General features: G+C 68.8%; 25 protein-coding genes and 1 pseudogene. 1 reads left to right on the top strand and 25 read right to left on the bottom strand.

Annotated elements, in window-relative coordinates; translation table 11 throughout:
* Nucleotides 1-202: 202 nt before the first annotated feature.
* The 23 genes and pseudogenes from JYK04_RS29935 to proS form a co-directional block, all read right to left on the bottom strand.
* Entirely contained in the window at nt 203-988 is a 786-nt protein-coding gene (locus JYK04_RS29935) for a replication-relaxation family protein (RefSeq protein ID WP_189745571.1), read from the bottom strand.
* Nucleotides 985-3,162: a type IV secretory system conjugative DNA transfer family protein gene (locus JYK04_RS29930; protein WP_189745569.1), complete on the bottom strand. Its 2,178-nt coding sequence runs from the start codon at nt 3,160-3,162 to the stop codon at nt 985-987. The genes JYK04_RS29935 and JYK04_RS29930 overlap by 4 nt, the downstream gene beginning before the upstream one ends.
* 294 nt (nt 3,163-3,456) lie before the next feature.
* A complete protein-coding gene (locus tag JYK04_RS29925) occupies nt 3,457-3,606 on the bottom strand; it encodes a hypothetical protein (RefSeq protein ID WP_189745567.1) in 150 nt (49 codons plus the stop codon).
* 29 nt (nt 3,607-3,635) lie between these two features.
* The gene (locus JYK04_RS29920) at nt 3,636-4,013 is read right to left on the bottom strand and encodes a hypothetical protein (RefSeq protein WP_189745565.1); all 378 of its coding nucleotides are present in this window, start codon (nt 4,011-4,013) and stop codon (nt 3,636-3,638) included.
* A complete protein-coding gene (locus tag JYK04_RS29915) occupies nt 4,010-4,384 on the bottom strand; it encodes a hypothetical protein (RefSeq protein ID WP_189745563.1) in 375 nt (124 codons plus the stop codon). The genes JYK04_RS29920 and JYK04_RS29915 overlap by 4 nt, the downstream gene beginning before the upstream one ends.
* Nucleotides 4,384-4,698: a hypothetical protein gene (locus JYK04_RS29910; protein ID WP_189745562.1), complete on the bottom strand. Its 315-nt coding sequence runs from the start codon at nt 4,696-4,698 to the stop codon at nt 4,384-4,386. Before JYK04_RS29910 ends, JYK04_RS29915 begins: the two co-directional genes overlap by 1 nt.
* 688 nt (nt 4,699-5,386) lie before the next feature.
* Nucleotides 5,387-6,289 carry a DUF3825 domain-containing protein gene (locus JYK04_RS29905; protein ID WP_189745559.1) on the bottom strand — a complete coding sequence of 301 codons (903 nt, stop codon included), beginning with the start codon at nt 6,287-6,289 and terminating at the stop codon, nt 5,387-5,389.
* A 252-nt stretch (nt 6,290-6,541) separates the two neighbouring features.
* The gene (locus JYK04_RS29900; protein ID WP_189745557.1) at nt 6,542-7,465 is read right to left on the bottom strand and encodes a restriction endonuclease; all 924 of its coding nucleotides are present in this window, start codon (nt 7,463-7,465) and stop codon (nt 6,542-6,544) included.
* A gap of 220 nt (nt 7,466-7,685) precedes the next feature.
* Nucleotides 7,686-8,747: pseudogene (locus tag JYK04_RS29895) on the bottom strand (YifB family Mg chelatase-like AAA ATPase); the annotation flags it as partial.
* Complete coding sequence (locus tag JYK04_RS29890; RefSeq protein ID WP_189745554.1) at nt 8,747-9,118, bottom strand: YraN family protein; 372 nt, start codon at nt 9,116-9,118, stop codon at nt 8,747-8,749. The gene JYK04_RS29890 and the pseudogene JYK04_RS29895, both read right to left, overlap by 1 nt.
* Before the next feature lie 126 nt (nt 9,119-9,244).
* Nucleotides 9,245-9,553 (bottom strand): DUF2469 domain-containing protein, encoded by a 309-nt coding sequence (locus JYK04_RS29885; RefSeq protein ID WP_005311352.1) that lies wholly within the window; start codon nt 9,551-9,553, stop codon nt 9,245-9,247.
* Nucleotides 9,554-9,608: 55 nt separating this feature from the next.
* Nucleotides 9,609-10,115 (bottom strand): NUDIX hydrolase, encoded by a 507-nt coding sequence (locus tag JYK04_RS29880; protein WP_189745552.1) that lies wholly within the window; start codon nt 10,113-10,115, stop codon nt 9,609-9,611.
* The gene (lepB, locus tag JYK04_RS29875; protein WP_189745550.1) at nt 10,105-10,887 is read right to left on the bottom strand and encodes a signal peptidase I; all 783 of its coding nucleotides are present in this window, start codon (nt 10,885-10,887) and stop codon (nt 10,105-10,107) included. The genes JYK04_RS29880 and lepB (JYK04_RS29875) overlap by 11 nt, the downstream gene beginning before the upstream one ends.
* Before the next feature lie 43 nt (nt 10,888-10,930).
* Nucleotides 10,931-11,830: a signal peptidase I gene (gene lepB, locus JYK04_RS29870; protein ID WP_189745548.1), complete on the bottom strand. Its 900-nt coding sequence runs from the start codon at nt 11,828-11,830 to the stop codon at nt 10,931-10,933.
* 112 nt (nt 11,831-11,942) lie between these two features.
* On the bottom strand, nt 11,943-12,824 hold the full coding sequence (lepB, locus tag JYK04_RS29865; RefSeq protein WP_189745546.1) for a signal peptidase I: 882 nt from the start codon (nt 12,822-12,824) through the stop codon (nt 11,943-11,945).
* Entirely contained in the window at nt 12,817-13,554 is a 738-nt protein-coding gene (lepB, locus tag JYK04_RS29860) for a signal peptidase I (RefSeq protein WP_189745544.1), read from the bottom strand. The genes lepB (JYK04_RS29865) and lepB (JYK04_RS29860) overlap by 8 nt, the downstream gene beginning before the upstream one ends.
* A gap of 44 nt (nt 13,555-13,598) precedes the next feature.
* Entirely contained in the window at nt 13,599-13,949 is a 351-nt protein-coding gene (gene rplS, locus JYK04_RS29855; RefSeq protein ID WP_030011886.1) for a 50S ribosomal protein L19, read from the bottom strand.
* 133 nt (nt 13,950-14,082) lie between these two features.
* On the bottom strand, nt 14,083-14,904 hold the full coding sequence (trmD, locus tag JYK04_RS29850; protein ID WP_189745542.1) for a tRNA (guanosine(37)-N1)-methyltransferase TrmD: 822 nt from the start codon (nt 14,902-14,904) through the stop codon (nt 14,083-14,085).
* Nucleotides 14,904-15,473: a ribosome maturation factor RimM gene (gene rimM / locus JYK04_RS29845; protein WP_189745540.1), complete on the bottom strand. Its 570-nt coding sequence runs from the start codon at nt 15,471-15,473 to the stop codon at nt 14,904-14,906. The genes trmD and rimM overlap by 1 nt, the downstream gene beginning before the upstream one ends.
* A gap of 125 nt (nt 15,474-15,598) precedes the next feature.
* Nucleotides 15,599-15,838 carry an RNA-binding protein gene (locus tag JYK04_RS29840; RefSeq protein WP_030011889.1) on the bottom strand — a complete coding sequence of 80 codons (240 nt, stop codon included), beginning with the start codon at nt 15,836-15,838 and terminating at the stop codon, nt 15,599-15,601.
* A 2-nt stretch (nt 15,839-15,840) separates the two neighbouring features.
* Nucleotides 15,841-16,281 (bottom strand): 30S ribosomal protein S16, encoded by a 441-nt coding sequence (gene rpsP, locus JYK04_RS29835; RefSeq protein WP_030011890.1) that lies wholly within the window; start codon nt 16,279-16,281, stop codon nt 15,841-15,843.
* Nucleotides 16,282-16,581: 300 nt separating this feature from the next.
* Nucleotides 16,582-17,178 carry a hypothetical protein gene (locus JYK04_RS29830; protein ID WP_030012572.1) on the bottom strand — a complete coding sequence of 199 codons (597 nt, stop codon included), beginning with the start codon at nt 17,176-17,178 and terminating at the stop codon, nt 16,582-16,584.
* A gap of 226 nt (nt 17,179-17,404) precedes the next feature.
* Complete coding sequence (gene proS / locus JYK04_RS29825; RefSeq protein WP_030718486.1) at nt 17,405-18,817, bottom strand: proline--tRNA ligase; 1,413 nt, start codon at nt 18,815-18,817, stop codon at nt 17,405-17,407.
* Between the two features lie 131 nt (nt 18,818-18,948).
* Between proS and JYK04_RS29820 the strand changes: the two genes are divergently transcribed.
* Nucleotides 18,949-19,653 (top strand): SAM-dependent methyltransferase, encoded by a 705-nt coding sequence (locus JYK04_RS29820; RefSeq protein ID WP_229876754.1) that lies wholly within the window; start codon nt 18,949-18,951, stop codon nt 19,651-19,653.
* 10 nt (nt 19,654-19,663) lie between these two features.
* Here the strand turns inward: JYK04_RS29820 and ftsH are convergent, their stop codons facing one another.
* Together ftsH and ffh are read right to left on the bottom strand one after the other, a co-directional pair.
* Entirely contained in the window at nt 19,664-21,604 is a 1,941-nt protein-coding gene (ftsH, locus tag JYK04_RS29815; protein ID WP_229876753.1) for an ATP-dependent zinc metalloprotease FtsH, read from the bottom strand.
* A 129-nt stretch (nt 21,605-21,733) separates the two neighbouring features.
* Nucleotides 21,734-23,305 (bottom strand): signal recognition particle protein, encoded by a 1,572-nt coding sequence (ffh, locus tag JYK04_RS29810; RefSeq protein WP_189745534.1) that lies wholly within the window; start codon nt 23,303-23,305, stop codon nt 21,734-21,736.
* Nucleotides 23,306-23,372: the final 67 nt, after the last annotated feature.

Here is a 23,372-nt window from a genome sequence, read left to right as displayed (position 1 = left end):
ACGCTAAGCCAACCATTAGGCGCAAAAGCCCGGCTTGTATCGAATAGAACTGAAATCTTCAGCTTCACCGCCCCAGCAGCGAACTATTCGTGCGGGGGTTCATCCCCATGCCGCCCGATGGCCTGGTGACCGACCGGATGGCCAGAAGCGTTGAGGAGGCCCGTGAGGCCATCCGGGACGTTCTGGCGTCTCCCCGTCGGCCCTAAAACCGCAACAGAGTCGCTATCGGGTCCTCCAGCAGCCCAACGGAGAAGAGCTGGCGAACCTCCGGCCGGCCCTGGACGAGTCGGCTGAGGTACCCGGCACGCTGCTGGCTGGGGGCCAGGAAGACGATGCGCGGGAAGGCTCGCTCGGGCTGGGCAAGACGGTCGTGCTGGTAGTACGCCACGTATTGCGGCATCTTCGTCTCGATCTTCGCGCCGTACTGGTTGGCCCGGTCCACCTCGATGAAGAAGCTGCCCTTGCGTCGCCGGCCATCGGGCAGCACGATCCCGATCTGCGCGAAGGCATCGGGCTTGAGGGTTCGCTGGCCAAAGGTGCGCCAGCAGTACGGTTCGGTCTGGAAGTCGAGCAGCGAGAACAGCCCGGACAGGTCGGCCTCTCGGAACATGACGTACAGCTCGGCGATGGCGAGGAAGTGCGCGATCGTCGGCTCGTACCAGGAGTACGGCTTCCGCGGTCGCGTGCTGATGCCCTGGCTCAGGTGCTGACCAGCAACATCGAGCGCGTAGAGAAACGAGGCAGAGCCACGCTGGGCACCGCCGACCCGCCGCTCTCCAACACGGGCGAGAACACGGTGCTCGGTCAGACGGCGCAACACGGCCTGGCGGTTCCGGGCCCGGCTGGTGTCGGAGCAGTCCGCGAAGAACAGGCGCTCCAACTGGCCGCCGGTCATGATCTTGAAGCGACCGACCTCGTAGATAATGGCCAGGTCTCGGGCCGTGAGCTGCGGCGCCAGCTGGTTAAGGTACCTCATCGTGATGCTCACAGGTCCCAGTCCTCCCAGCCGATCTGCTCCGGCGGAGTCGGCTCGAGGGCGGTCCCGTTTCCGGTCGTACGACCCACCCGCCGTGTCGCCAGCCTCAGCCGCTCGCCGATCTCCGCCTCGACCTCGGCTCGGGGCCGGCCGTAGCGGGAACGGGAAGCGCTCTTGGCGGCCTGTCCTAGCCCGACAGGTGCAGGCGGTGGGTGGGTCCGGCCGGTGACCGGCGGGGTCGCCACGCCATCGACACAGATGCGGGCGATGATTTCGCGCGGGCCAAGGTTGGCCAGGTCGGCCGCGGTCGCCATGCCGCCCAGTTCCTGGCCCAACAGCGACAAGTCCGAAGCCGCCGGCTGGAAGAAGATCTTCGTCCGGGCGTTGTTCATGACGTCCTTGCGCAAGCCATCGGTCAGACGGCTGACGTCCTGGGTGGCCAAGGTGATCGGGAGGCGGTGGCCGCGGGCCTTGGCGAGCATGTCGCCGAAGGAGATCGGCAGGTTGATCAGGTCGCGGAACTCATCGACGTACAGCCCGAAGTTCTCAGCCCGCTCGCTGACCTGGATGACGTTCCACAGGGCGTTCAGGCACAGCGTGCCGACGAGGGTGGCTTCCTCGTGGAGCTGCGCGCTGTTGAGCGGAATGAGCACGATCTTGCGCTGAGCTACGGCCGCCGCCAGGTCGAGGCCGGACTGGACCTGTCCGAACGTCGCCCGCAGCTCGGGGTAGAGGAGCAAGGGACGCAGGCGCCGGGTGATGGGGGCGCCGGTCTCGGACTGCTCACGGCTGCTGAGTCTGTCGAACCACCGCCAGAAGTCCAGCAGCTCAGGGTTACGCAGCTGGCCGGTCAGGGTGTCGCGGAAGGCCTGACCTCGGGGACCTGACAGGAGGGCGAGTGGCACCTCGATCACGGTGTAGCCGCACTCAGCGAGTGTCATGAGGGTATTGCGCAACACGTCATAGGCACGAGGGGTGTGGATCGCCAGGCCGAAGAGCTTGTCGAAGACCAGCATGAGCTGACCGGCCACCCGGTCGGCGCGTTCTCCAGCCAGCACGTTGAAGCCGATGGGCCGCTCAAGGTCGGTGACGTCGAACAGCAAGACGTCGGCCAGGCGCTCACGCGGTATGGCGTCGAGGATGCGTCGGACAGAGTCACCTTTGGGGTCGATGTAGGCCAGACCCGCGCCGGCTCGGATGTCGGCGGTGATCAGGTTCTCGATCAAGGTGCTCTTGCCAGTACCGGTAGGGCCGACGATCAGGGTGTGGGCGGCCCGGTCCTCGGAGGCGATGGCCAGGGGCCGGATGTCACCGGGGAAGTTCGACGTCCCGATGACCAGCCCCTGTCGGGGCAGGGAGTAGCTCGGGGCCAGCCTGCGAGAGTGGCCGAGTGCCAGACCGGCGACCTGGGGCGCTCCGAACGGCCACCCAATGACGGCGGAGAGCTCGGCCGCGTTGAGAGTGGCGGGGTAGGCCAGCAGGCCGGCCCTGGAATGGAGCCGCTTCCGAGCGGTCACTGACCGGACGAACCGCCGCTTCTTCACGGACACGCCGTGCGTGCGCAGGCTGCTGTAGTGGGCCTGGAGCCGGCCAAGGAGAGCCCGTGCGCCGGCGCCACGGGCTGCCATCCGGCCGACCGCCAGGAAGACAGCGTCGGTGTTCTTCTGCTTGAACGCGGTCTCGTCGATGGGCGGCCGGGGCCACATCCGGTTGGGGGGCGTGCCCTGCGGCCGACCCGCGGTAATGATCCACTGCTGGCCGAGGGCTTCGTTGTTCCTCAGGCTCGTAAAGCAGCTGAGCAGGCCGGCTGTGACTGCTGCCGACGACGCGATCCGCAGCGGCGCGTGGGCGGTGGATGTCCCGACCTCTACGACTCGTGACCAAGGCGTCGTGGCCATGAGGTCGTCGATGCCGTCAACCGGCGCGACGGTGGCGCCAGCCAGGTGGGTCTGGAGAAGGTTGTCCATACCCGTCGTGACGTTGCCGGTCAGGCTGATGAAGAACTTGATGCCGCGTACGTCGGCGTAAACCTCAAGAGCGACGGTGCTATCACCGTTGAGCAGTGACGGACGCACGGGGCCGTAGAGGGCCCGGAGGACCGCGAGTACCGCATCGCGGTGGAGATCATGGGGGAAGAACACGAGGTACGTGCGGCGACCGCGATCGGCCGAAGTCTGAAGGTCCAAAGGCTTCTCCTTGTTGTTGAAGATCGAGAATGAAAAGGCGCCGGAGCGCGAACTGCCCCGACGCTGAATAGGTCGATCAGTGGCGGTTGCCGTCCTCCGCGTGGGAGTCGGGGCATCCACATGCCCTTACGGGCGTCTGGCTCATTCGGCGTTCAGAGCGACGGGTCTGCTCCGTCTCCAGGGCCAGATGCACTAGCTCTGCCAGTCGGGCGACGGTTGCCGGGTCGAGCACTTTCTCGGGCAGAGCCTGGGCTGCCCTGCTACGGCGCACCCACTCGGCGATGTCGAAGAGCTCTACCACCGGCTGCTCCTGCGGAACAGCAACAGCACGATCACCCCCAGCCCTCCGCCACCGACCAGGCCGATGACGAGCCACGGCAGCACCGGCGCCAAGGAGACCACCAGTGACCGCGCCACGGCCATGCCGACGATCAAGAGGACCATGCCTGTCGTCCAACGGCTCGGCGGGCTGCTCACTTACGGCCCCTGTCCTGGGGACGTTCCTTGACCTCCTCGAACAGCCACGCGAGCTTGTGCGCCTTCTCGATAGTCTTCGCGGCTTGTTGACGGACCTCGGCCCGACGACGTCGGGCGAGCCGACTAGCCTCGGCCAGTTCGCGGGTCACGTACTGCCGGGCTTCGGCTGCACGGCGGGTTGCGTTGTACGTCGCGTCTCGGACAGCCTCCATCGCGGCGAGTCGCTCGGCCCGGCGCTCGGACCGCTGGCTGGTAGACGAGAAGCCTGGCCAGTCCTGAAGCAGGTGCGCCGAGATGATCAAGCCGACGAAAGTGGTGATCAAGTTCAGAGGGCTGGCGAAGATCCACGAGATGATGTCGCCGAAGACGTTCATGACAGCCTCCGACCGTCGCGCACGTGGTCCTGGATGACGCTGCGCAGCGCTTGCCGACCCTCGTCCAGGATCTCGGCGAGGCCGAGGGCCAGGCCCAGGTCGTCAGGATTGCTCTGCTGGATGCGAGCGATCTCGCGGTGCAGGGCCTCGTACTGCTCAGCCACCTCACCGGTGAGCGTGCGCGTGAACCGGGCCCGCTCCAGGTGGAGCTGGGCGCGACCCGCAGCTCGAATGAGCTCCACTTCCGCTGCCGTCTGGGCATTGATGTGGGCGACGTCGGCGCGGAGCTCCGCCACCCGCAGCTCATGCTTCTCCGCGCGGGTCCGCGGGCGGCGTTCCGGCCGGTTGTTGCCCAGGGGCACGATCGTCATCAGGCCGCACCTCCGGCTTCGATCGCGCGGCGAAGCCAGGCGGCCTCGACCTCGATGTTGTGCAGCAGACGGTTAACGGCCGGATCGCCCTCGGCGATGATCTTCAGGAACCTCACGCGGCGCTCGACACTGTCCACGACGGCCTCGACGGCCCTGTGGGCCCGGTTGCCAGCGCGCTCGCGCATGGTCTTCGCGAAGCGCAGCTGCTCCCTCATTTCCTTCTGGGCCTGGATGGCCGCGTTGTGGACGTCCGCCGCTCGGCGAGTGCCCCACGGGGTGGCAGGCATACGGTGGTCAGGACGGAAGTCGCTCATCGGCGTTCCATCCCGCCGCTGACGATCGCGCGCAGAGCCTGGAGGCCGCACGCCTCGGTCTTAGCCAGTGCTTCTTCCGCGCGCAGTTGATCCAGGCGGCGGGACAACTCCCGATCGGCTCGGCTGAGCGGCGACGGTGCGTTGCGCCTGACCTGCGGCAAACGGTCTCCGTACATGACGAAGCCCTCCTGTCTCTCAGCTTCAAGGAGGTAGCCCAGAGTGGGCGGCCTCACGGAACTTGAGTGAGATAGGAGGGCAAACGATCTTGCGCTCGGCAGACCCGTCGCTGACGGGGACTGACTAACTTAGACGAACCAGGGTGGTGACGTCAAGGGTTCGGGGGTAAGGGAAAACCCCCGTCCCCGGTAAGGGGACAGGGGTTTTGAAGCTCAACGACCGTTGAAGGCAAGGACTGGCCTCGCGGGTAACACTTTCTCAGCGCGGGTCTTGCAGTTCTTCTTGCACAACCGAAGTCGGCTCAAGAAGAGGGGGCGCGAAGCGCTAGTTGATCAAAGCCGGCGAGGCGCACGATGACCTCGGGTCGGAATCAGCTAATGCCTTCGCGAATCACTATCCAGTACATGCACCATGAAACGGTTCGTGCAACTTTTATGCAGACAGGTGCATGGCGTTTACCAACACCACACAATGGACATTAGCACAATTGGCGCATTTCGTCAACTGCGACTTAGATTACCTCACCTGTGGGGACGTCCGAATTAGGCACGGGCGGCCACTTTTGCGGCTGGAGCCATTCCGAATCTGGCTTAGCAATTAGTCGGGCATTCCCATAAGCCCAGTCGAGCTCCAAGACCGTGTATGCCCTGTAGGTCTGACCGTCGCGCTGGATTGGGAGAGCAAAGTCGGCTTGGGTACTGGTCTCCATACAGATGGGTAGCAAGAGTTGCAATACACCTGGCTTGCCTGGGCCAGGCCAATAGTACTGCGGCACCGCTGTCTTGTATGATTGCTCAACGCGAAATTCTGCATGTTTGGCCGCTTCATTGAAAGCGCGCCACCGCTTGGCCTCAATCTCTTCGCCAACTCCCTGGAAACTTGGCGGGAACCGGTGCGCTCGATCAATCAGCGAGTGATCTGTTAGTACCAGCCTAAAGGAGGTGTCATAGATCAGGTCGGCTGGATTCTCGAAGTACGTCGCCCGCTTGGGAAGCTCCGCGAAGTGCTTCAGGTCGGAATCCTCATCGGTAGTGAATCGCTTGAGGTACCAAGGCTCCTTGCCTTTCTGACTCTTTTGAAACAGGCCATAGATTGGCCGGTAGAGCGGGGTTAGGAGTCCGGTGTGGAAGCAGGCCCAGTTGCCGTCAGGACTGCAGGCAATCCGGTTCTGCTCCTTAATCCTCCGAAACGTGAAGTCTACATACCGACTCAAGATAGGCAGAGCTTCATCGGTTTCGGAGTTCGTGTATTCCCATGGCTCAGGTGCCAGCTGGCTAAGACGGAAAAGCCTCTGGTATCTGTACTCGCGGGAAAGGAAGCAAAATCCCTTGAAGCTGCTTATATCTCTCGTTCTAGGCGAGAGCACCTTGCCGACTGGGCTAACAGGCTTCGTGTCGGCATGGGATTCGCCCATTGGCGCACACCTCCCTAGCGGTGTGGTTGCGCCGTGAAATGTCTCTTTAGGAGCGTTTCTCGCACACCTCAACTTTCGACGCTACTCCTGGCTTGGAGGGGCCGCAACCTGAATGCTAGGTGATGTGGATGACGCCGGGGCAACCGTTCTTCGATATCGGCCGCCATGCCGATGTGGTGCATCGCCGCTTCGGCGACGAAGTGGAACACTTTCACTGGCATCTCTGGCACGTGGCCGTACTTCTTCTTCGAACTATTCAGCCAACGCCACGTGGGCCGGGAAGTAGCAGTGGCCGGTCTCGTTGGCGTGACGCTTCTTGCGGCGGAGGAGTTCATCGAGGGCGATGCGACCTTCCAGTACGCAGAACAGGTCACCGCCATCCATCGTGATGAACGAGGTCCGCTTGCCGTACTCCTCGCGGGCGCCGAACGTGAACCCGTTGACGCTGATGAACAGCCCGAGAGCGTTCTTACCCTTGCGTCGCACTTTGGCGTCGAACTTGTCGACGTCCTCGACCTCGACCGGTCCCTTCCACCACTTCGCCTCGATGATGTAGTCATCCGTGTCGAAGGTGAGCGACCCATCGATCTGCTCCGACTTCAGCACGTAGGACAGCCGCGGCTCCAGGTCGAAGAGGTGGAACAGCTCGTTGAGGAAGGGCTCGAAGAGGAGTCCGGCTTTCTGCCGGTTCTCCATCTTGCCCAGCTCCATGAACTGATCCTTGAGCGCTGCGAGCTTCCCGGCGAAGCCTTGCTGGACCTCAATCTGCGCGCGGCGGGCGGCCAGCTCGGCGGCCAGGGCTTCGCGTTCCTCGACGAGACCCTGGTACTTGTCGGTCCAGGTGCCGAGCGCTGCCACCGCTTCCTGCGCTGCCGGCAGCAGGGCATCCGCGTCAGGGTGGCGCTTGAGGCTGAGGAAGCTGTCCATCTGCGCCACTTCGAGCATGATCGTCAAGGTGAGGTCGCGGTACTGCTCCTCGTCGGCCATGAGGCGGTCGACGAACTCCTCGGCGAAAGCACGCTTGTAGCCGTCGAAGTCGAGGCCGACCAGCAACTCCGGGTGCTCTGCCGCGCGAGTCTGGATGAACTTCTTGAGGTCCTTCTTGTACCAGTAGATGGAGGCCAGCGCCTCGATGAGAGCCCCATACGCCCCAGGATGAATGCGCTGCGCCTGCATGGACTGCCCCTCCCACCCCTCAAGGGCAACTACGCCCCGATCAGGTGATTTTACCGATCTGATCGGGGCAGCACAGTCTTTCTGCCAGGCATGGCATGTACGCCGACGTGTCACCCGCGATCTGCGCTACTCCAGCTGGACGAAGGCTCACGTGGCGCGTAGCGGGCTCAACGCTGGTGGGTCTGAGTTCCACCAGCGGGAGGGGGCGTACGCTGGCCTACACGCCCACCTGACGCCCTCTGGTGACGTGTCTGGCCTGAAGGGTGCATAGCCCGTCAGTCGCATCGTCCAGGAAGAGCACGCCGCGATGGGCCAGGGAGACCGCCCCGGGCCGGGGGATCCCGGTCCCGCCGCCCACCAGCGACTGCATGGTCGCCGAATGGTGCGGCGCGCAGTAGGGCGGCCTGGCGACGAGAGGTTCGCCGGGCGGGAGGATTCCCGCGACCGAGTGGACGGCCGTGACCTCCACGGAATCCTGACGGGTGAGCGGCGGCAGGAGCCAGGGCAGCCGCTCGGCGAGCATGGTCTTGCCCGCTCCGGGCGGTCCGCTGAGGAAGAGGTGGTGTCCTCCGGCGGCCGCCACCTCCAGGGCGCGGCGCGCCGTGTGCTGCCCCGCCACGTCCGCGAGGTCGGGGAAGTCGCTGCCGTCCTCCCGGCCGGGCCGGCCCCGGGCGAGGCCCGTGCCCAGTCCCGCCCCCGGGACGAGCAGTCCGGCCAGTATCGGGTCCGGCCTGCCGGGCGGGTCGCAGGGTTCCTCCTCGGGGACCTCCCCGCCGGTCAGGACCGCGATGAGCTGGCGCAGGCTGCGTACGCCGAGGACCGAGACGTCCGGTACGAGCGCGGCCTCGGCCGCGCACTGCTGCGGCACCACCACCTGCCGGTAGCCGGCCTCCGCCGCGGCGAGGACCGCCGGCAGGATCCCGCGGACCGGGCGCACCCGGCCGTCCAGCCCCAGTTCCCCGATCAGGACGAGGTCGGCGATCGCGCCCGGGTCGACCACCTCGGCGGCCCCGAGCACCGCCGCCGCGACGGCCAGGTCGAAGCCGGCGCCGGATTTCGGTACGGAGGCCGGACTCAACCCGACCGTGAGCTTCTTCTGCGGCCAGGCCGCTCCCGAGTTGACCACGGCCGCCCGTACCCGGTCCCGGCTCTCGACCAGGGTCTTGTCCGGCAACCCGACCAGGGTGAAGGCGGCCACGCCGGGCTCCAGGTCGGCCTGTACCTCGACCACCACGCCGTCGACGCCGACCAGGGCCACCGAGCAGGCTCGCGCGAATCCCATCAGGCCACCCCCCTGACGTGTTCCACCAGCGGGGCGCCGCGCCGCGGCAGCAGGACCCCGACGAGGTCGATGCGCACCCCGCCCGGGGGTGGTCCGCCGTGGTCGGCGAGCCAGCGCCCGGCGAGCGTGCGCAAGCGCTCGGCCTTGGCGGGCCGCACGGCGGCCATCGGATGCTCGAACTCGCCCGCCCGGCGGGTCTTGACCTCGCACACGACGAGCGCGTCCCCGTCCCGGGCGACGATGTCGATCTCGCCGCCGCGGCACCGCCAGTTCCGCGCGATCACGGTCATCCCGGCCTCGGTCAGCCGCCGTGCCGCGAGTTCCTCGCCGTACCGCCCCAATGCCTGCTGTGCCACGCCCTTCGCGTTCATCCGGCACCACCTCCGGCACCGACGGTCCCGCGCCCGCGCCCACCGTGTGGATCTTGGTGGACGGCCCGGCCGTTGTGGACAACCGCCTCACCCTTGCGGGTGAGGCGGCCCGGCCGGTGCCGGCCCTCAGCTGCCGGGCAGTTCGAGATCGCTCTTGTTGAGCTCCTCGATGTTCACGTCCTTGAAGGTCAGCACCCGCACCTGCTTCACGAAGCGGGCCGGCCGGTACATGTCCCAGACCCAGGCGTCGGCCATGGAGACCTCGAAGAACACCTCCCCCTGAACCGAATGCACCTGCATCTCGTAGTCGTTCGTGAGGTAGAAACGGCGTTCCGTCTCGATCACATACTTGAACAGCCCGACGACGTCGCGGTACTCCCGATAGAGCTTCAGCTCCATCTCGGTCTCGTACTTTTCGAGGTCCTCGGCACTCATGGCATGTTCCCCTTCAGCCGTGCGTCCCCCTATTGTGCGCCAGGCCCCTGCGCCCCTAAACGATTTCCGGGGCCAGGACCACCGGCTCACCCGGAGGACCGTCGTCGAGCAGCGTACGGAGCAGCTCGGCGAGTCTGGTCGGGTACACCGTCTCATGGGCCGCGAGAAGTTCCTCGGAGGTCCACCACCTGGCTCCGGTGACGCTGCGCCGCTCCAGCTCGGTGAGGCCGCCCATCTCGGTCTCGGTCGTGGTGGTCCGGGCGAGGAAGTACCACTCGTCCTGTTCCCAGCGCCGCCCGTCGAAGGGGAAGGAGCAGTAGCGGTGCCACAGCACCGGCCCCAGCTCCACCTCGGTGATCCCGGTCTCCTCCGCCAGCTCGCGCAGTGCGGCCTGCTCCCGGCTCTCGGTCCCCTCCAGTCCGCCGCCGGGGGTGAACCACCAGTCGTCGCAGGGGTCGGCCGGTTCGAAGCCGTGCAGCAGCAGGATCCGGTCCGCCGGGTCCAGCAGGATCACCCGCGACACCTTCCGGCGGCCGGACCCGGCCGCCGGGTCAGCGGACACCGGCCCGCTCCTGTCGCCGGCCGCGCGCGAGGACCCGTGCGACCGGCCCGTACGCGGCCCCCAGCACCACCAGGGCGGCCCCGGCCAGCACCGTCACCACCTGGAGGCGCAGCGGCCCGGGCTGCGAGATCCCGCCGGGCAGGGCGGCGTACGTGGCCGGCCGCTCCAGCATCGTCACGGAGGGCCAGGCCAGGGCGTCGACGCGGGCGCTGACGGCCGATCGGGGCACGGACCCCTGCCCGGCCTCCTGAAGGTGGGCCCGGGAGTCCAGGGAGGCGGCCCGCCGGTCGCCCAGCAGGAAGAGGTTGCCCTCGGGGACCGCCACCTCGAAGGGGGTCCCGGTGGGCGCGGTCTGTCCGGGCGGCATGGCCAGGCCCGTCTCCGGCTCGGTGGTGTCGGCGTACGGCTCGTCCAGCGGGGTGCCGTTGACCGTCAGCTCGCCGGCCGCGCCGCAGCACTTCACGACGTCGCCGCCGATGCCGACGACCCGCTTGACCATGGGGGAGTCGCTCCACTGGGAATCGGTGAAGATGACCACGTCCCCGCGGCGCACCTCGGCGCCGTCGATGCGCTGCGCCAGCACCCGGTCCCCCGGCCGCACCGTGGGCATCATCGAGTCGGTGGGGACCGTGTAGGGCCGGTAGACGACCGCCCCCCACACGAAGCCGCCCAGGAAGAGCGCAAAGCCGATGGCCACGGCGATCCCCGACAGCACGTTGCCGAGACCGCCGCGGCCATCCTTGCCACTGCGTATTGCTTGTGTTCCGCCCATTGCAGCGCCCCTACGCTTCGGGATCGTCGACCTGGGCGGCACCCTACCCGTCGGTACGGCCGCTGGTCAGCTTCTGCCTGCGCCACATGACGAGCGGGACGGCTCCGACGAGCCCCAGCGCGGCCGGGCCGAGCCCGACCGGGGCCAGCCCGGCGGCCCCGAGGCCGAGCGCGGTGGCCGCGGCCTGGTTGCCGATTCCCGGCTGGTCGAAGGTGTCCGGGACCGGCAGGGTGGCCCAGCGGGTGACCGGCCACGCGACCACCACGGCCCGCCCGACGACCTTGTCCACCGGGACGAAGCCCTTGGTGGAGTCCTGCTGGTGGTAGCGGGAGTCCTCGGAGTTCTGCCGGTGGTCCCCCATGACCCAGATCTTGCCCTTGGGCACGGTGATCGGGCCGAACGGGGCGTCGTCGCAGGGGGTGTTGCCGGGGTAGATGTACGGCTCGTCCAGCTCCTTGCCGTTGACGACGACCGGTCCCCCCTTCTTGCACTCGACCGTGTCCCCGCCCACCGCGATGACCCGCTTGATCAGGTCCTTCTCGGAGGCGTCCGGCATCAGGCCGATCTTGCTGAGCACCTGCTGGAAGATGTTCGGCTCGGGAGTGGGCTGCCCCGACAGCCAGTCCGCGGGGTCGTGGAAGACGACGACCTCGCCGCGCTCCGGCTCGGAGCCGAACCACGGGGTCAGCTTGTCCACCAGGACCCGGTCCCCCATCTGCAGGGTGTTCTGCATCGAGGCCGACGGGATCGAGAACGCCTGCAGCAGGAACGTCTTGATCAGCAGGGCCAGCAGCAGGGCGATGCCGATGAGGAGCGGGAGCTCCTTCCAGAAGGACCGGTGCGCATGCTCCGTGGCATCGCCGTCCTCCCCGGCCTCGCGCTCGACGGCGTCGTCCGGCCGCTCCTCGCCCTCGTCGCGTCCGGACCGTGCGCCTACCGCCACGTCCCCCACATCCACTCCTCACTCGCGATTGCCGCCCGCACCGAATCGGGCACGGGCCCTCCCCTCCCTTAACGAGCGGGAGTTCCCTAAGGCGCGGGAGACCGAGGACACACTATGCGAACGGTGCGCCCCGACGGCGCCGTCGTCGGCCGCGTCCCTCGCGCCGTGCCTGATCGGGCACCATCCGGAAGGTCGCCGGCTGCTCCAGGCGGGCCCAGTGCCCGTAGGGCCAGGCGATCACGACGGCCTGCCCGACCACCCCGCTCTCGGGGATGGTGCCCTGAAACCCCTCGTCGAGGTGGAACCGGGAATCGGACGAGTTCGCGCGGTGATCGCCCATCACGAAGAGCCGGCCCTCCGGCACCTGCACCTCGAACGTGATGTCCGAAGGGGTGTTGCCCGGGTGCACGTACGGCTCATCGAGAGGCGATCCGTTGACGGTGATCCGGCCCTGGTTGTCACAGCATTTGACGGTGTCCCCGCCGACGCCGATGACCCGCTTGATCAGGTCCTGCTCGTCGGCCGAGGGCAGCAGGCCGATGAAGGTCAGTGCCTGCTTGATCTGCTTGACCACGATCGGGTCCTTGGGCGGACGGGCCGCCTCGCCCTTGAGCCAGCCGCCGGGGTCCTTGAACACGACGACGTCGCCGCGCTCGATCTCGGAGCCGAACCAGGGCGTCAGCTTGTCCACCAGGACCCGGTCGCCGATCCTGATCGTCTGCTCCATCGAGCCCGACGGGATGAAGAAGGCCTGCACCAGGAAGGTCTTGAGGAGCAGGGCGATGCACAGCGCCACGACCACCAGCAGCGGCACCTCGCCGGCCCGGCGCGTGCGGCGCCGCCGGCGCACCTTGCGGGCCGTCCGGCGCCGTTCGGCCCGGCCGCCTTCCAGCCGGCCGCCCGTCACCACCGGAGCCGGGGTGGGCTCCGGCTCGGGTTCGGGCTCGAAGTCCCAGTCCCGTCCGCCTTTTTTCGACCGCCCCCGACTACCCATGGCCACCGCCTACGGAATCCCAGCGCGAGAGCGGCCAGCCGATCCAGTCGGCCCGCCCGATCACCTTCTCCACCGGCACCATCCCCCCGCCCGGTTCCCCCAGGTGGTCCCGGGAGTCCCGGGACTGGGAACGATGATCCCCCATGACCCAGAGGGTCCCCAGCGGTACGACGATCCGGAAGGGCACCGCCGAGGGCGCGTCGCCGGGCTGGAGGTACGGCTCCTCCAGCGGCACGCCGTTGACCGCGATCCGCCCGGCGGCGTCGCAGCACACCACGTCGTCACCGCCGACCCCCACGACCCGCTTCACGAAGTCGGTGTCGGACGGCTCGGCCAGCCCGAGCGCCGAGGCCGCGCCGTGCAGCACGGCGGCGACCGGATTGCCGTCGGGGCGTTCCCGTACGAAGGAGCCCGTGCCGTCGAAGACCACCACGTCCCCGCGGCGCGGCTGTTCGCCGAAGCGGTACGCCAGCTTGTTGACCAGCACCCGGTCCCCGACCTGGAGCGTCGGCTCCATGGAACGGCTCGGGATCAGGAAGGGCTGGACCACGAAATTGCTGAACAGCAGCAGGAAGACGGTGCAGACCACACCGAGCACTCCGGCGCGGCGCCAGGTGAGGGGCCGCCCGCCGGCCGTCCGCCCGCTCCGGGAGAACGCAAAACGCGGCCGCTCGTCCCCCTCGACGGGGGAAGAGTGGCCGCGCTGCGTGTGAGGTGCTTCGGTGTCCATCGGGGGCGAGCCTATCCGGCCGCCTCCGAACTCCGGGAGTGACCTCAGCGGTCGCGCTTCTCCTTGATCTTCGCGGCCTTGCCGCGGAGCTCACGGAGGTAGTACAGCTTGGCACGGCGAACGTCACCGCGGGTGACGAGCTCGATCTTCTCGAAGATCGGGGAGTGGACCGGGAAGGTACGCTCCACACCGACGCTGAAGGAGACCTTGCGCACGGTGAAGGTCTCGGAGACGCCGGCGCCCTGGCGGCGGATGACTACGCCCTTGAACTGCTGGATACGGGAGCGGTTGCCCTCGATCACGCGGACGTGCACGTTGATCGTGTCACCCGGGCGGAAGGCCGGGACGTCCGAGCGGAGCGTGGCGGCGTTGACGCCATCGAGCAGGTGAGACATGTTCTTCGTCTGCTTTCTTCGCATGACGCCACAGGTCGCCAGTGCGGGTTTCCGTAGAGAATTCGGGAGCTGCGGGACTCGGCGGACGACGGTCCCCCTGTGGCAGGGGCGCCCGCGAGCACACAGCAGCCGCCTATTCTTCCACGGCCTGGGCCCTGCGCCAAAATCGGCCGTCGGCGGACGGCTGCCAGCCCAGGACGGAGAGGATCTCCCGGTCCTTCTTGTCGAAGCCGGCGGCCTCGCAGCGCTCGATCAGGTCGGGGCGGTTCTGCGCGGTGCGGCGGAAGGCCTCGTCCCGGCGCCACCGGGCGATCTTCCCGTGGTGCCCGCTGAGCAGCACCTCGGGGATGTCCCGGCCGCGCCACACCGGGGGCTTGGTGTAGACGGGCCCTTCCAGCAGGTTCGCCATCTCGCCCGGCGCGAAGGAGTCGTCGCGGTGCGATTCGGCGTTGCCGAGCACCCCGGGCAGCAGCCGGGCCACGGCCTCGGTGACCACCAGTACGGCCGCCTCGCCGCCCGCCAGGACGTAGTCGCCGATGGAGACCTCGTACACCGGCATGCGCGTGGCGTACTCGTCCATGACCCGGCGGTCGATGCCCTCGTACCGGGCCGGCGTGAAGATCAGCCAGGGCCGCTCGGAGAGTTCGACGGCCAGTTCCTGGGTGAAGGGACGGCCGCTGGGGGTGGGGACGACCATGACGGGACCGTGCGCGCCCGCCTCGTAGCCGTCGGCCAGCGCGGAGTCCAGGGCCTCGCCCCACGGCTCGGTCTTCATGACCATGCCGGGACCGCCGCCGTACGGGGTGTCGTCCACCGTGTTGTGCCGGTCGTACGTCCACTCCCGCAGGTCGTGCACGTGTACGTCGAGCTGCCCGCGGGCGCGCGCCTTGCCGACCAGGGAGACGTTCAGCGGCTCCAGGTACTCGGGGAAGATCGTGACGACGTCGAGCCGCATCAGGCGTCGTCCCCGGAGTCCGCGGCGTCCTCGTCCCGGGTCGAGACGATGACGGCGTCACGCTCGTCGATCAGCCCGGGCGGCGGGGTGATGACGCAGCGCTGCTCCTCCAGGTCGATCTCGGCGACGATCTCCTCCACGAAGGGGATCATCACCTCGGAGCCGTCCGGCCGCTCGACGATGAAGAGGTCCTGGGAGGGCAGGTGGGAGATCTCGGTGATCCGGCCGATCTCGGTGCCGTCCGCCAGCACCACGTCCAGGTCCATCAGCTGGTGGTCGTAGTACTCGTCCTCCTCCTCCGGCAGCTCGGAGGGGTCCACCTCGGCGATCAGGAGGATGTTGCGCAGCGCCTCGGCTCCGGTGCGGTCCTTGACGCCCGCGAAGCGGAGCAGGAGCCGCCCGCTGTGCACGCGGCCCGTCTCGATCGTCAGCGGTCCCGCCGTCGCGGGCTCCGTCTTGAGCACGGCCCCGGGACTCAGTCGCAGTTCCGGCTCGTCGGTGCGCACCTCGACGGTGACCTCACCCTTGATGCCGTGGGCGCGGCCGATCCGCGCGACTACCAACTCCACTGTGCTCTTCCCTTACTGCGGCGTGGTTGCTCACATCAATGGTCGCTCCTGCCCGGGGGCAGAAACGGCACGGGCCGGGGCGGGCGACGAACGCCCTCCCCGGCCCGTGCCGGTGAATCAACTGCTCAGCGGACCTGGTCCACGTCGACGAGGTCGACGCGGATCCCCCGGCCGCCGATGGCGCCCACGACGGTACGCAGAGCACGTGCGGTGCGGCCGTTGCGGCCGATCACCTTGCCGAGGTCGTCGGGGTGGACCCGGACCTCGAGCACCTGCCCGCGGCGCAGGTTGCGCGAGGCGACCTGCACTTCGTCGGGGTTGTCCACAATGCCCTTTACGAGGTGCTCAAGAGCCTCCTCGAGCATGCTCAGGCCTCGGTCGACTCGGCGGCGGCCTCAGCCTCGTCCGCCTTCTTGTCGGCCTTCTTCGCCTTCTGCGTGATGGCCTCGCCCTTGCCCTCGCCGATGCCCTCGAGGGCCTTGGCGAACTCGTCGAAGGAGCGACGCTTGCTCTCCTTCGTCGCCGGCTGCAGGAGCGGCGCGGGGGCGGGGAGACCCTTGTGGGCCTGCCAGTCACCGGTCAGCTTCAGGATGGCGAGCACAGCCTCGGTGGGCTGGGCGCCGACGGACAGCCAGTACTGCGCACGCTCGGCGTTGACCTCGATGCGCGACGGGTTGTAGGTCGGGTGGTAGATACCGATCTCTTCGATCGCGCGACCGTCCCGGCGGGTGCGGGCGTCGGCGACGACGATGCGGTAGTGCGGCTGGCGAATCTTGCCGAGGCGCTTGAGCTTGATCTTGACTGCCACTGGAGTGGTGTCTCCTGAACTTGACGTGGTTGGGCACATGAGATGCCACGTGGGGTTGCGGTACTCGGGTGCCCGATGGACGCGTCAGCCGGAGGAGAGAGGGGTCCTATGCGACTGTCGAGTACAGCTAGCCATTGTGCCATACGCCTGCGGCGCGCTCAGCCGGGCGGGTGGGACCGGTGCCCGCCCGGCGGTACGGACCACCCGTGCGCGCGCCGTCGGCGGCCGCCCCGGTGGGGGCGGTGGCCCGGCGCCCGCTTCGCCGTGGGGCGGTGACCCCTGCGGCGACGGGGAAGGCGGTCAGGAGGCCGCCGCGATGGCCACGTCGGGGATGCGGAAGGGCTTCATACAGCCTCCGCACACGATCGGCGCCTGGGCCAGCACGGAGGGGACCACCCGGACGTTGCGCCCGCAGTCGCAGACGGCCTTGACGCGCACACCGCCGCCGGAGGATCCGTGCCGGGCGGCCGGTCCGCGGAAGCTGCGCTTGGTGTCGGCCGCGGTGGCGGCCGTGTGTGCCTTCAGCGCGCGCTGCAGCCGCTCGATGGTGGGACGGTAGCGGCGCTTCGCCTCCGGATTGAGCGTGACCAGTGAGAAGCCGCTGCTCGCGTGCGGCTCCTCGGAGTGGTCCAGCCCCATCTCCTCGGCGATCGCGAGGAATCTGCGGTTGTGGTAGCGGCCGGCGCGCGAGGTGTCGCGAACACCGCGGGCGGCGGCGATGCCGTGGACTGCCTCGTGCAGCAGTCGCTCGAAGGAGAGCTCGGCGCCGCAGGCGGACGAGGACTCTCCGATCAGGGACTCGGGCGCGGCAAGGTCAGGCAGCTCGGGGTGGTACCGCTGAATATCGGCCCACGCCTGCGCCAGCTCTGCGGCGAGAACAGGTGGTGTCGTGCTCACGTCGTAACAACGAGCCGGAGTGCCCGGGTGTTCCGATTCCGGGCCATTCCAAATTTTTTGCACGTACCAGTCAGTTCAGTCTGATGCGTCCTGACGAGGACGGGTGCGCCGATCTCAGGAGGAGTCGGTACGTAACGTCGACCACGTCCTCCCGGTCGGCCGACATGAACCGGCCCCGGCACGCGGCACGAGCCGCACGCCGGGGCACAGGAGCCGGTCGGCCCGGTCAGTACGAGCGCGCGACGATCGCGAGCGTACCGGGGGCGTCGTCCGCCTCCGGGACCGACCCGTCCTCGGCGATCAGGCAGCGCACGGAGACGGCCTGCTCGGCCAGCTTCGCCTCGCCCTCCGGACCGAGGTCCGCCCACGGGATCCGCGCCCAGCCGCCGGCGACGGCGGCCTCGGCGGCCTCCCCGATGGTCGCGACGTCGGACGTGCGGGCCAGCCGGCGCTCGCGGGACTCGCGCAGCAGCTGCGCCTGGTCCTCGTCCAGCACCTTGGGCAGCAGGTCGGCGAGGGCGTCGATCTGCACGGGGGTCTTCCCGCCCGGGATCCGGCGGGCGAGCATCGCGGTGCCGGCCTCCAGGTCGCGGGGACCGATCTCGATGCGGACCGGTACGCCCTTGAGCTCCCAGTCCACGGCGCGGCGGCCGAAGGGGGTGTCGACGCGGTCGTCGACCTGCACCCGCAGGCCGGCGGCCTTCAGCTGGGCACCCAGTTCACGGACCTTGGCCACGGCCTCGTCGCCCTTGATCGCCATGACGACGACCTGGACGTGCGCGAGGCGCGGCGGGACGCGCAGGCCGTTGTCGTCGCCGTGCGACATGATCAGGCCGCCGACCATGCGGGTCGAGACGCCCCACGAGGTCTGCCAGACGAGCTCCTGCTTGCCTTCCTTCGACAGGTACTGGGTGTTGAAGGCCTTGGCGAAGTTGGTGCCGAGCTCGTGGCTCGTGCCCAGCTGCAGGGCCTTGCCGTCGCCCATCATGCCCTCGAGGGTGAGGGTGTTGATGGCGCCGGCGAAGCGCTCCTTGGCGGTCTTGCGGCCGAGCACGACGTCGATGCCGAGCACGTTCGTCATGAAGTCGCCGTAGACGTCCGTGTGGATGCGGGCCGCGTAGTCGCGGGCGTCCTCGTAGGTGGCGTGGGCGGTGTGGCCCTCCTGCCAGAGGAACTCGCTCGTACGGAGGAACACGCGCGGGCGCATCTCCCAGCGGACCACGTTGGCCCACTGGTTGATCAGCAGGGGCAGGTCGCGGTAGCTCTGGACCCACTTGGAGAAGTAGTCGTTGATGATCGTCTCGGACGTGGGCCGGACGACGACCGGCTCTTCCAGCTCCTTGCCGCCGCCGTGCGTGACGACCGCGAGCTCGGGGGCGAAGCCCTCGACGTGCTCGGCTTCCTTCGTCAGGTACGACTGCGGGATGAACAGCGGGAAGTACGCGTTCTGGGCGCCCGCGTCCTTGATGCGCGCGTCCATCTCCTGCTGCATCCGCTCCCACAGGCCGTAGCCGTACGGTCGGATGACCATGGTGCCTCGGACCGGACCGTTGTCGGCCAGCTCGGCCTTGTTGATCAGATCCTGGTACCAGCGGGGGAAATCCTCCGCCTGCGGGGTGAGAACGGGTGCCTTTGCCATGCCGCGAATCGTACGGCGCCCGGCACACGATGCGTGAATCGGGTGCCGCACTCCTCTGGACGCGGGGGCGAATGGGGAGTTCTCTGGCAACGGGGGCAAGGGGGCGACACGGAATCAGGAGCGCTCTTTCGATGACACCGACGCCGACGGCGACGCTCGTCGCCCGGGACTGGGCGGAGATCCAGGAACGGATGCTCGTACCGCTGTACGAGGCGGTCTACGACCGGCTGGAGGTCGGGCCGGGCGACCGGCTGCTCGACCTGGACTGCGGGGCCGGGCTGCCCCTGCTGCTGGCGGCCGGGCGGGGAGCCGTGGCCACGGGCGTGGAGGCGGATCCGGCCCGGCGGGCGCTGGCCCGCGAGCGGCTGCTGGAGGTCCTGGCGGCCCCGCCGCAGCCGCCGGCCCCGCCCCGCCCGTACGACGCCCTGCTCGCCTTCTCCCCGGCCCCCGCGGCCCTGGCGGCGGCCCTGCCGGCGGTCCGCCGCGGCGGGGCGGTGGTACTGGCCGACTGGGGGCCCGCGGAGCGCTGCACGGTGCCCTCGGTCCTCGGTGGCGGGCCCGCGCCGCGGGACCTGGACGCGCTGGTGGAGCGGGCCGGGCTGCGGCCGGACGGCTCCGGGCGGGTGTTCTGCCCGTTCGGGTACGCGGACGTGGACAGCGCGGTGCGCGGACTGCTGTCGACCGGACTCTACGACGGCGCCGACGGCACGGACGGCACGGCGGATCCCGTGCTGGCGGAGAAGGAACTGGCCGAGGCGCTTCACCCGTTCGAGCGGTCCGACGGCGCCGTGTGGCTGCCGAACATCTTCCGGTACGTGATCGCCCGGGTGGACTGACGGCCGCTCCTCAGTCGGTGCCGTGCCCCTTCGTCAGCCGCGCGATGCCCGCGGCGGCGTAGGCGGCCGGTTCGTCCAGGGTCTCGGCCGCGAGGAGGGCCTCCGCCAGGGCGTCCAGCTGCGGCCGGTGATCGCCCAGCAGGCGGCAGGCCTCCAGGTAGCACTCGTCCACGATGCGCCGCATCTCGTGGTCGACCGCGTCGAGGGTGGCGGGGGCGGCGGAGAGTCCGTAGGGGCTCTGCCCGTCGGAGGGGATCGCGGTGAGCCGGCCGATCCGCTCGCTCATGCCCCAGCGGCCGACCATGCCGCGGACGATGTTGGTCACCTGCTCCAGGTCGTTCTCGGCGCCGGTGGTGATGACGTCGTAGACGACGTGCTCGGCCGCCATGCCGCCGAGCGCGCCGATGATGCGGCCGCGCAGGTACGGCTCGGTGTAGGCGTACCGGTCGGCGTCCGGGGTCGAGAGGGTGACGCCCAGCGCGCGTCCGCGGGGCACGATCGTGATCTTGCGGACCGGGTCGGCGCCCGGCTGGAGCATGCCCAGCAGCGCGTGGCCACTCTCGTGGTAGGCGGTGCGGCGGCGCTCCTCCTCCGGCATGATCAGCGACCTCTCGGCGCCGAGCTGGACCTTCTCCAGGGCGTCCGACAGGTCCGCCCGGGTCACCTGCGTCTGTTGGCGTTTGACGGCCAGCAGTGCGGCCTCGTTGGCCAGGTTGGCCAGGTCCGCTCCGGTCATCCCGGGGGTGGTACGGGCCACGTGGGCCAGGTCGACGCCCTCGGCGAGCGGGATGTCCCGGGTGTGGATGCGCAGGATCGCCTCGCGGCCGGACCGGTCGGGCGGGGAGACGACCACCATGCGGTCGAAGCGGCCGGGGCGGGTGAGTGCCGGGTCCAGCACGTCCGCGCGGTTGGTGGCCGCCAGGACGATCACGCCCTCGGATCCGGAGAAGCCGTCCATCTCGGTGAGGATCTGGTTGAGGGTCTGCTCGCGTTCGTCGTGGCCGCCCATGGCACTGCCGCCGCCGCGGGCCCGTCCGATGGTGTCGATCTCGTCGATGAAGATGATGGCGGGGGCCACCTTGCGCGCCTCGGTGAACAGTTCGCGCACCCGGGAGGCACCGACCCCGACGATCATCTCGATGAACTCGGAGGCGGATGCGGAGAAGAAGGGCACCCCGGCCTCACCCGCGACCGCGCGCGCCAGCAGGGTCTTGCCGGTGCCGGGCGGGCCGGAGAGCAGGACCCCGCCGGGCATTCGGGCGCCCATCTTCCGGTACGCCTGCGGGTTCTTGAGGAAGTCGACGACGTCGTTGAGCTCCCCCTCGACCTCGTCGATGCCCGCCACGTCCTCGAAGGTCGTGCGGCGGGCACCCGTCTCCAGCTCGACCGGTTTGGGCGGGGCCTTGCGGCCCAGCGCGCCCATGCCGCCCATCCCGGATCCCATCCGGCGGGCGATGACCACCCACAGGAGGACCAGCAGCAGCATCGGGGCGAGGGAGATCAGCAGGTTGGCGAAGAAGCTGCGCTGCACGACGACCGGGGAGGCCGTGACGGTCACGTTCTGCTTGGTGAGCTCGGCCCACAGCGCGTCGTCGGCGAAGGCCGGACGCTGGGTGACGAATTTGGTGTAGTCGCCCTTGTCTCCGTCGGGAAGCGGCTGCTTCGCCTTGAGCTCGCCCTGGATGGCGTCGCCCTTGGAGTAGATCTTCGAGACGTTGCCCGCGGCGACCTGCTTGCTGAACTCGGTGTACGAGATCGTCGGCTCGTCCCCCTCGTTGAAGAAGGACAGCACGAGGTTGGCCACCAGGTAGACGATCAGGGCCGCGAGGATCAGCCCCCGCCAGCCGCCGGGCAGCCCCTTCTTCTTCGGCGGAGGACTGGGCGGGGCGCCTTCCGAGCGCCAGGGGGTGTCGGCCCTGTCGCGGGGAGGTACGGGGGTGGGGCTGGGCACGGGGCGCCTCCTTCTGCCATCCTCCCGGCCGACCATAAGGGATAAATCAGACCATCGCCCCAGCGGAGAACAGCAGGGCCCCGACCGTGCGGACACGGCCGGGGCCCTCCTCACCCACCTGCGCGGGTGTTACTTCATGAACTTCTTGAACTCGTCCGGAAGGTCGAAGTCCCCGCCGTTCTGGCCGCCCGCGGGAAGGCCGAAGGGGTTGCCGGCGGCTGCGGGCTCGATCGCCTGCGGGCCCTGCTCCCGGCGGGCCGCGGCTGCGGCCTCCTCTTCCTTGCGCTTCATCGGGTTGCCGCTCTTGCGCTTGCCCTTGGCCTGCTTGACCTGCTTCTTCTGCCGGCCGGGGCCGCCGCCCATCCCGGGCATGCCGGGCATGCCCGGCATGCCGCCGCCCTGGGCCATGCGGGACATCATCTTGCGGGCGTCGAAGAACCGCTCGACCAGCGACTTGACGGCGCTGACCTCGGTGCCGGAGCCCTTGGCGATACGGGCACGGCGCGAGCCGTTGATGATCGTCGGGTCGTGGCGCTCGGCCGGGGTCATCGACTTGATGATCGCGGCGGTGCGGTCGACGTCACGCTCGTCGATGTTGTTGATCTGGTCCTTGATCTGACCCATGCCGGGCAGCATGCCGAGCAGCTTGGAGATGGAGCCCATCTTGCGGACCTGCTCCATCTGGGCCAGGAAGTCGTCGAGCGTGAACTCCTTGGGGCCCTTGGCGAGCTTGGCCGCCATCTTCTCGGCCTCGGCCTGCGAGAAGGTCTTCTCGGCCTGCTCGATGAGGGTGAGCATGTCACCCATGTCGAGGATCCGGCCCGCCATGCGGTCGGGGTGGAACGCGTCGAACTCGTCGAGCTTCTCGCCGTTCGAGGCGAACATGATCTGCTTGCCGGTGACGTGCGCGATGGAGAGCGCAGCACCGCCTCGGGCGTCACCGTCGAGCTTGGAGAGCACGACGCCGTCGAAGCCGACACCGTCGCGGAAGGCCTCGGCGGTGTTGACCGCGTCCTGACCGATCATGGCGTCGACGACGAAGAGGATCTCGTCGGGGCTGACGGCGTCGCGGATGTCCGCGGCCTGCTGCATCAGCTCGGCGTCGATGCCGAGGCGGCCGGCGGTGTCGACGATGACGATGTCGTACTGCTTGGTCCGCGCGTACTCGACGGAGTCCTTCGCCACCTGGACCGGGTCGCCGACGCCGTTGCCGGGCTGGGGCGCGTACACGGCCACGCCGGCGCGCTCGGCGACGACGCTCAGCTGGTTGACGGCGTTGGGGCGCTGGAGGTCGCACGCGACCAGCAGCGGGGCGTGGCCCTGTCCCTTCAGCCAGAGGCCGAGCTTTCCGGCGAGGGTGGTCTTACCGGCACCCTGGAGACCGGCCAGCATGATCACGGTGGGGGCGGTCTTGGCGAAGCGCAGCCGCCGGGTCTCGCCGCCGAGGATGGTGACGAGCTCGTCGTTGACGATCTTCAGGACCTGCTGGCCCGGATTCAGGGCCTTGCTGACCTCTTCACCGCGCGCGCGTTCCTTGACGTTCGCGATGAAGGAACGGACGACGGGCAGGGCGACGTCGGCCTCGAGGAGCGCGATACGGATTTCCCGGGCCGCTGCGTCGATGTCAGCCTCGGACAGCCGGCCTTTGCCGCGCAGGCCCTTGAAGGTATTCGCCAAGCGGTCGGAGAGCGTATCGAACACGGTGGTCGCGATTCCTCGGGTCGGGGGCGTTGTGGTCGTCCCCCAGGGTATCCGGCCCGGCCGCCCA

The organism is Streptomyces nojiriensis (genome assembly GCF_017639205.1).
In the GTDB taxonomy this organism is placed as follows: Bacteria; Actinomycetota; Actinomycetes; order Streptomycetales; family Streptomycetaceae; genus Streptomyces; species Streptomyces nojiriensis.
The sequence above is the reverse complement of the archived record's forward strand: the minus strand, read 5'-3'. Positions and strand labels throughout refer to the sequence as shown.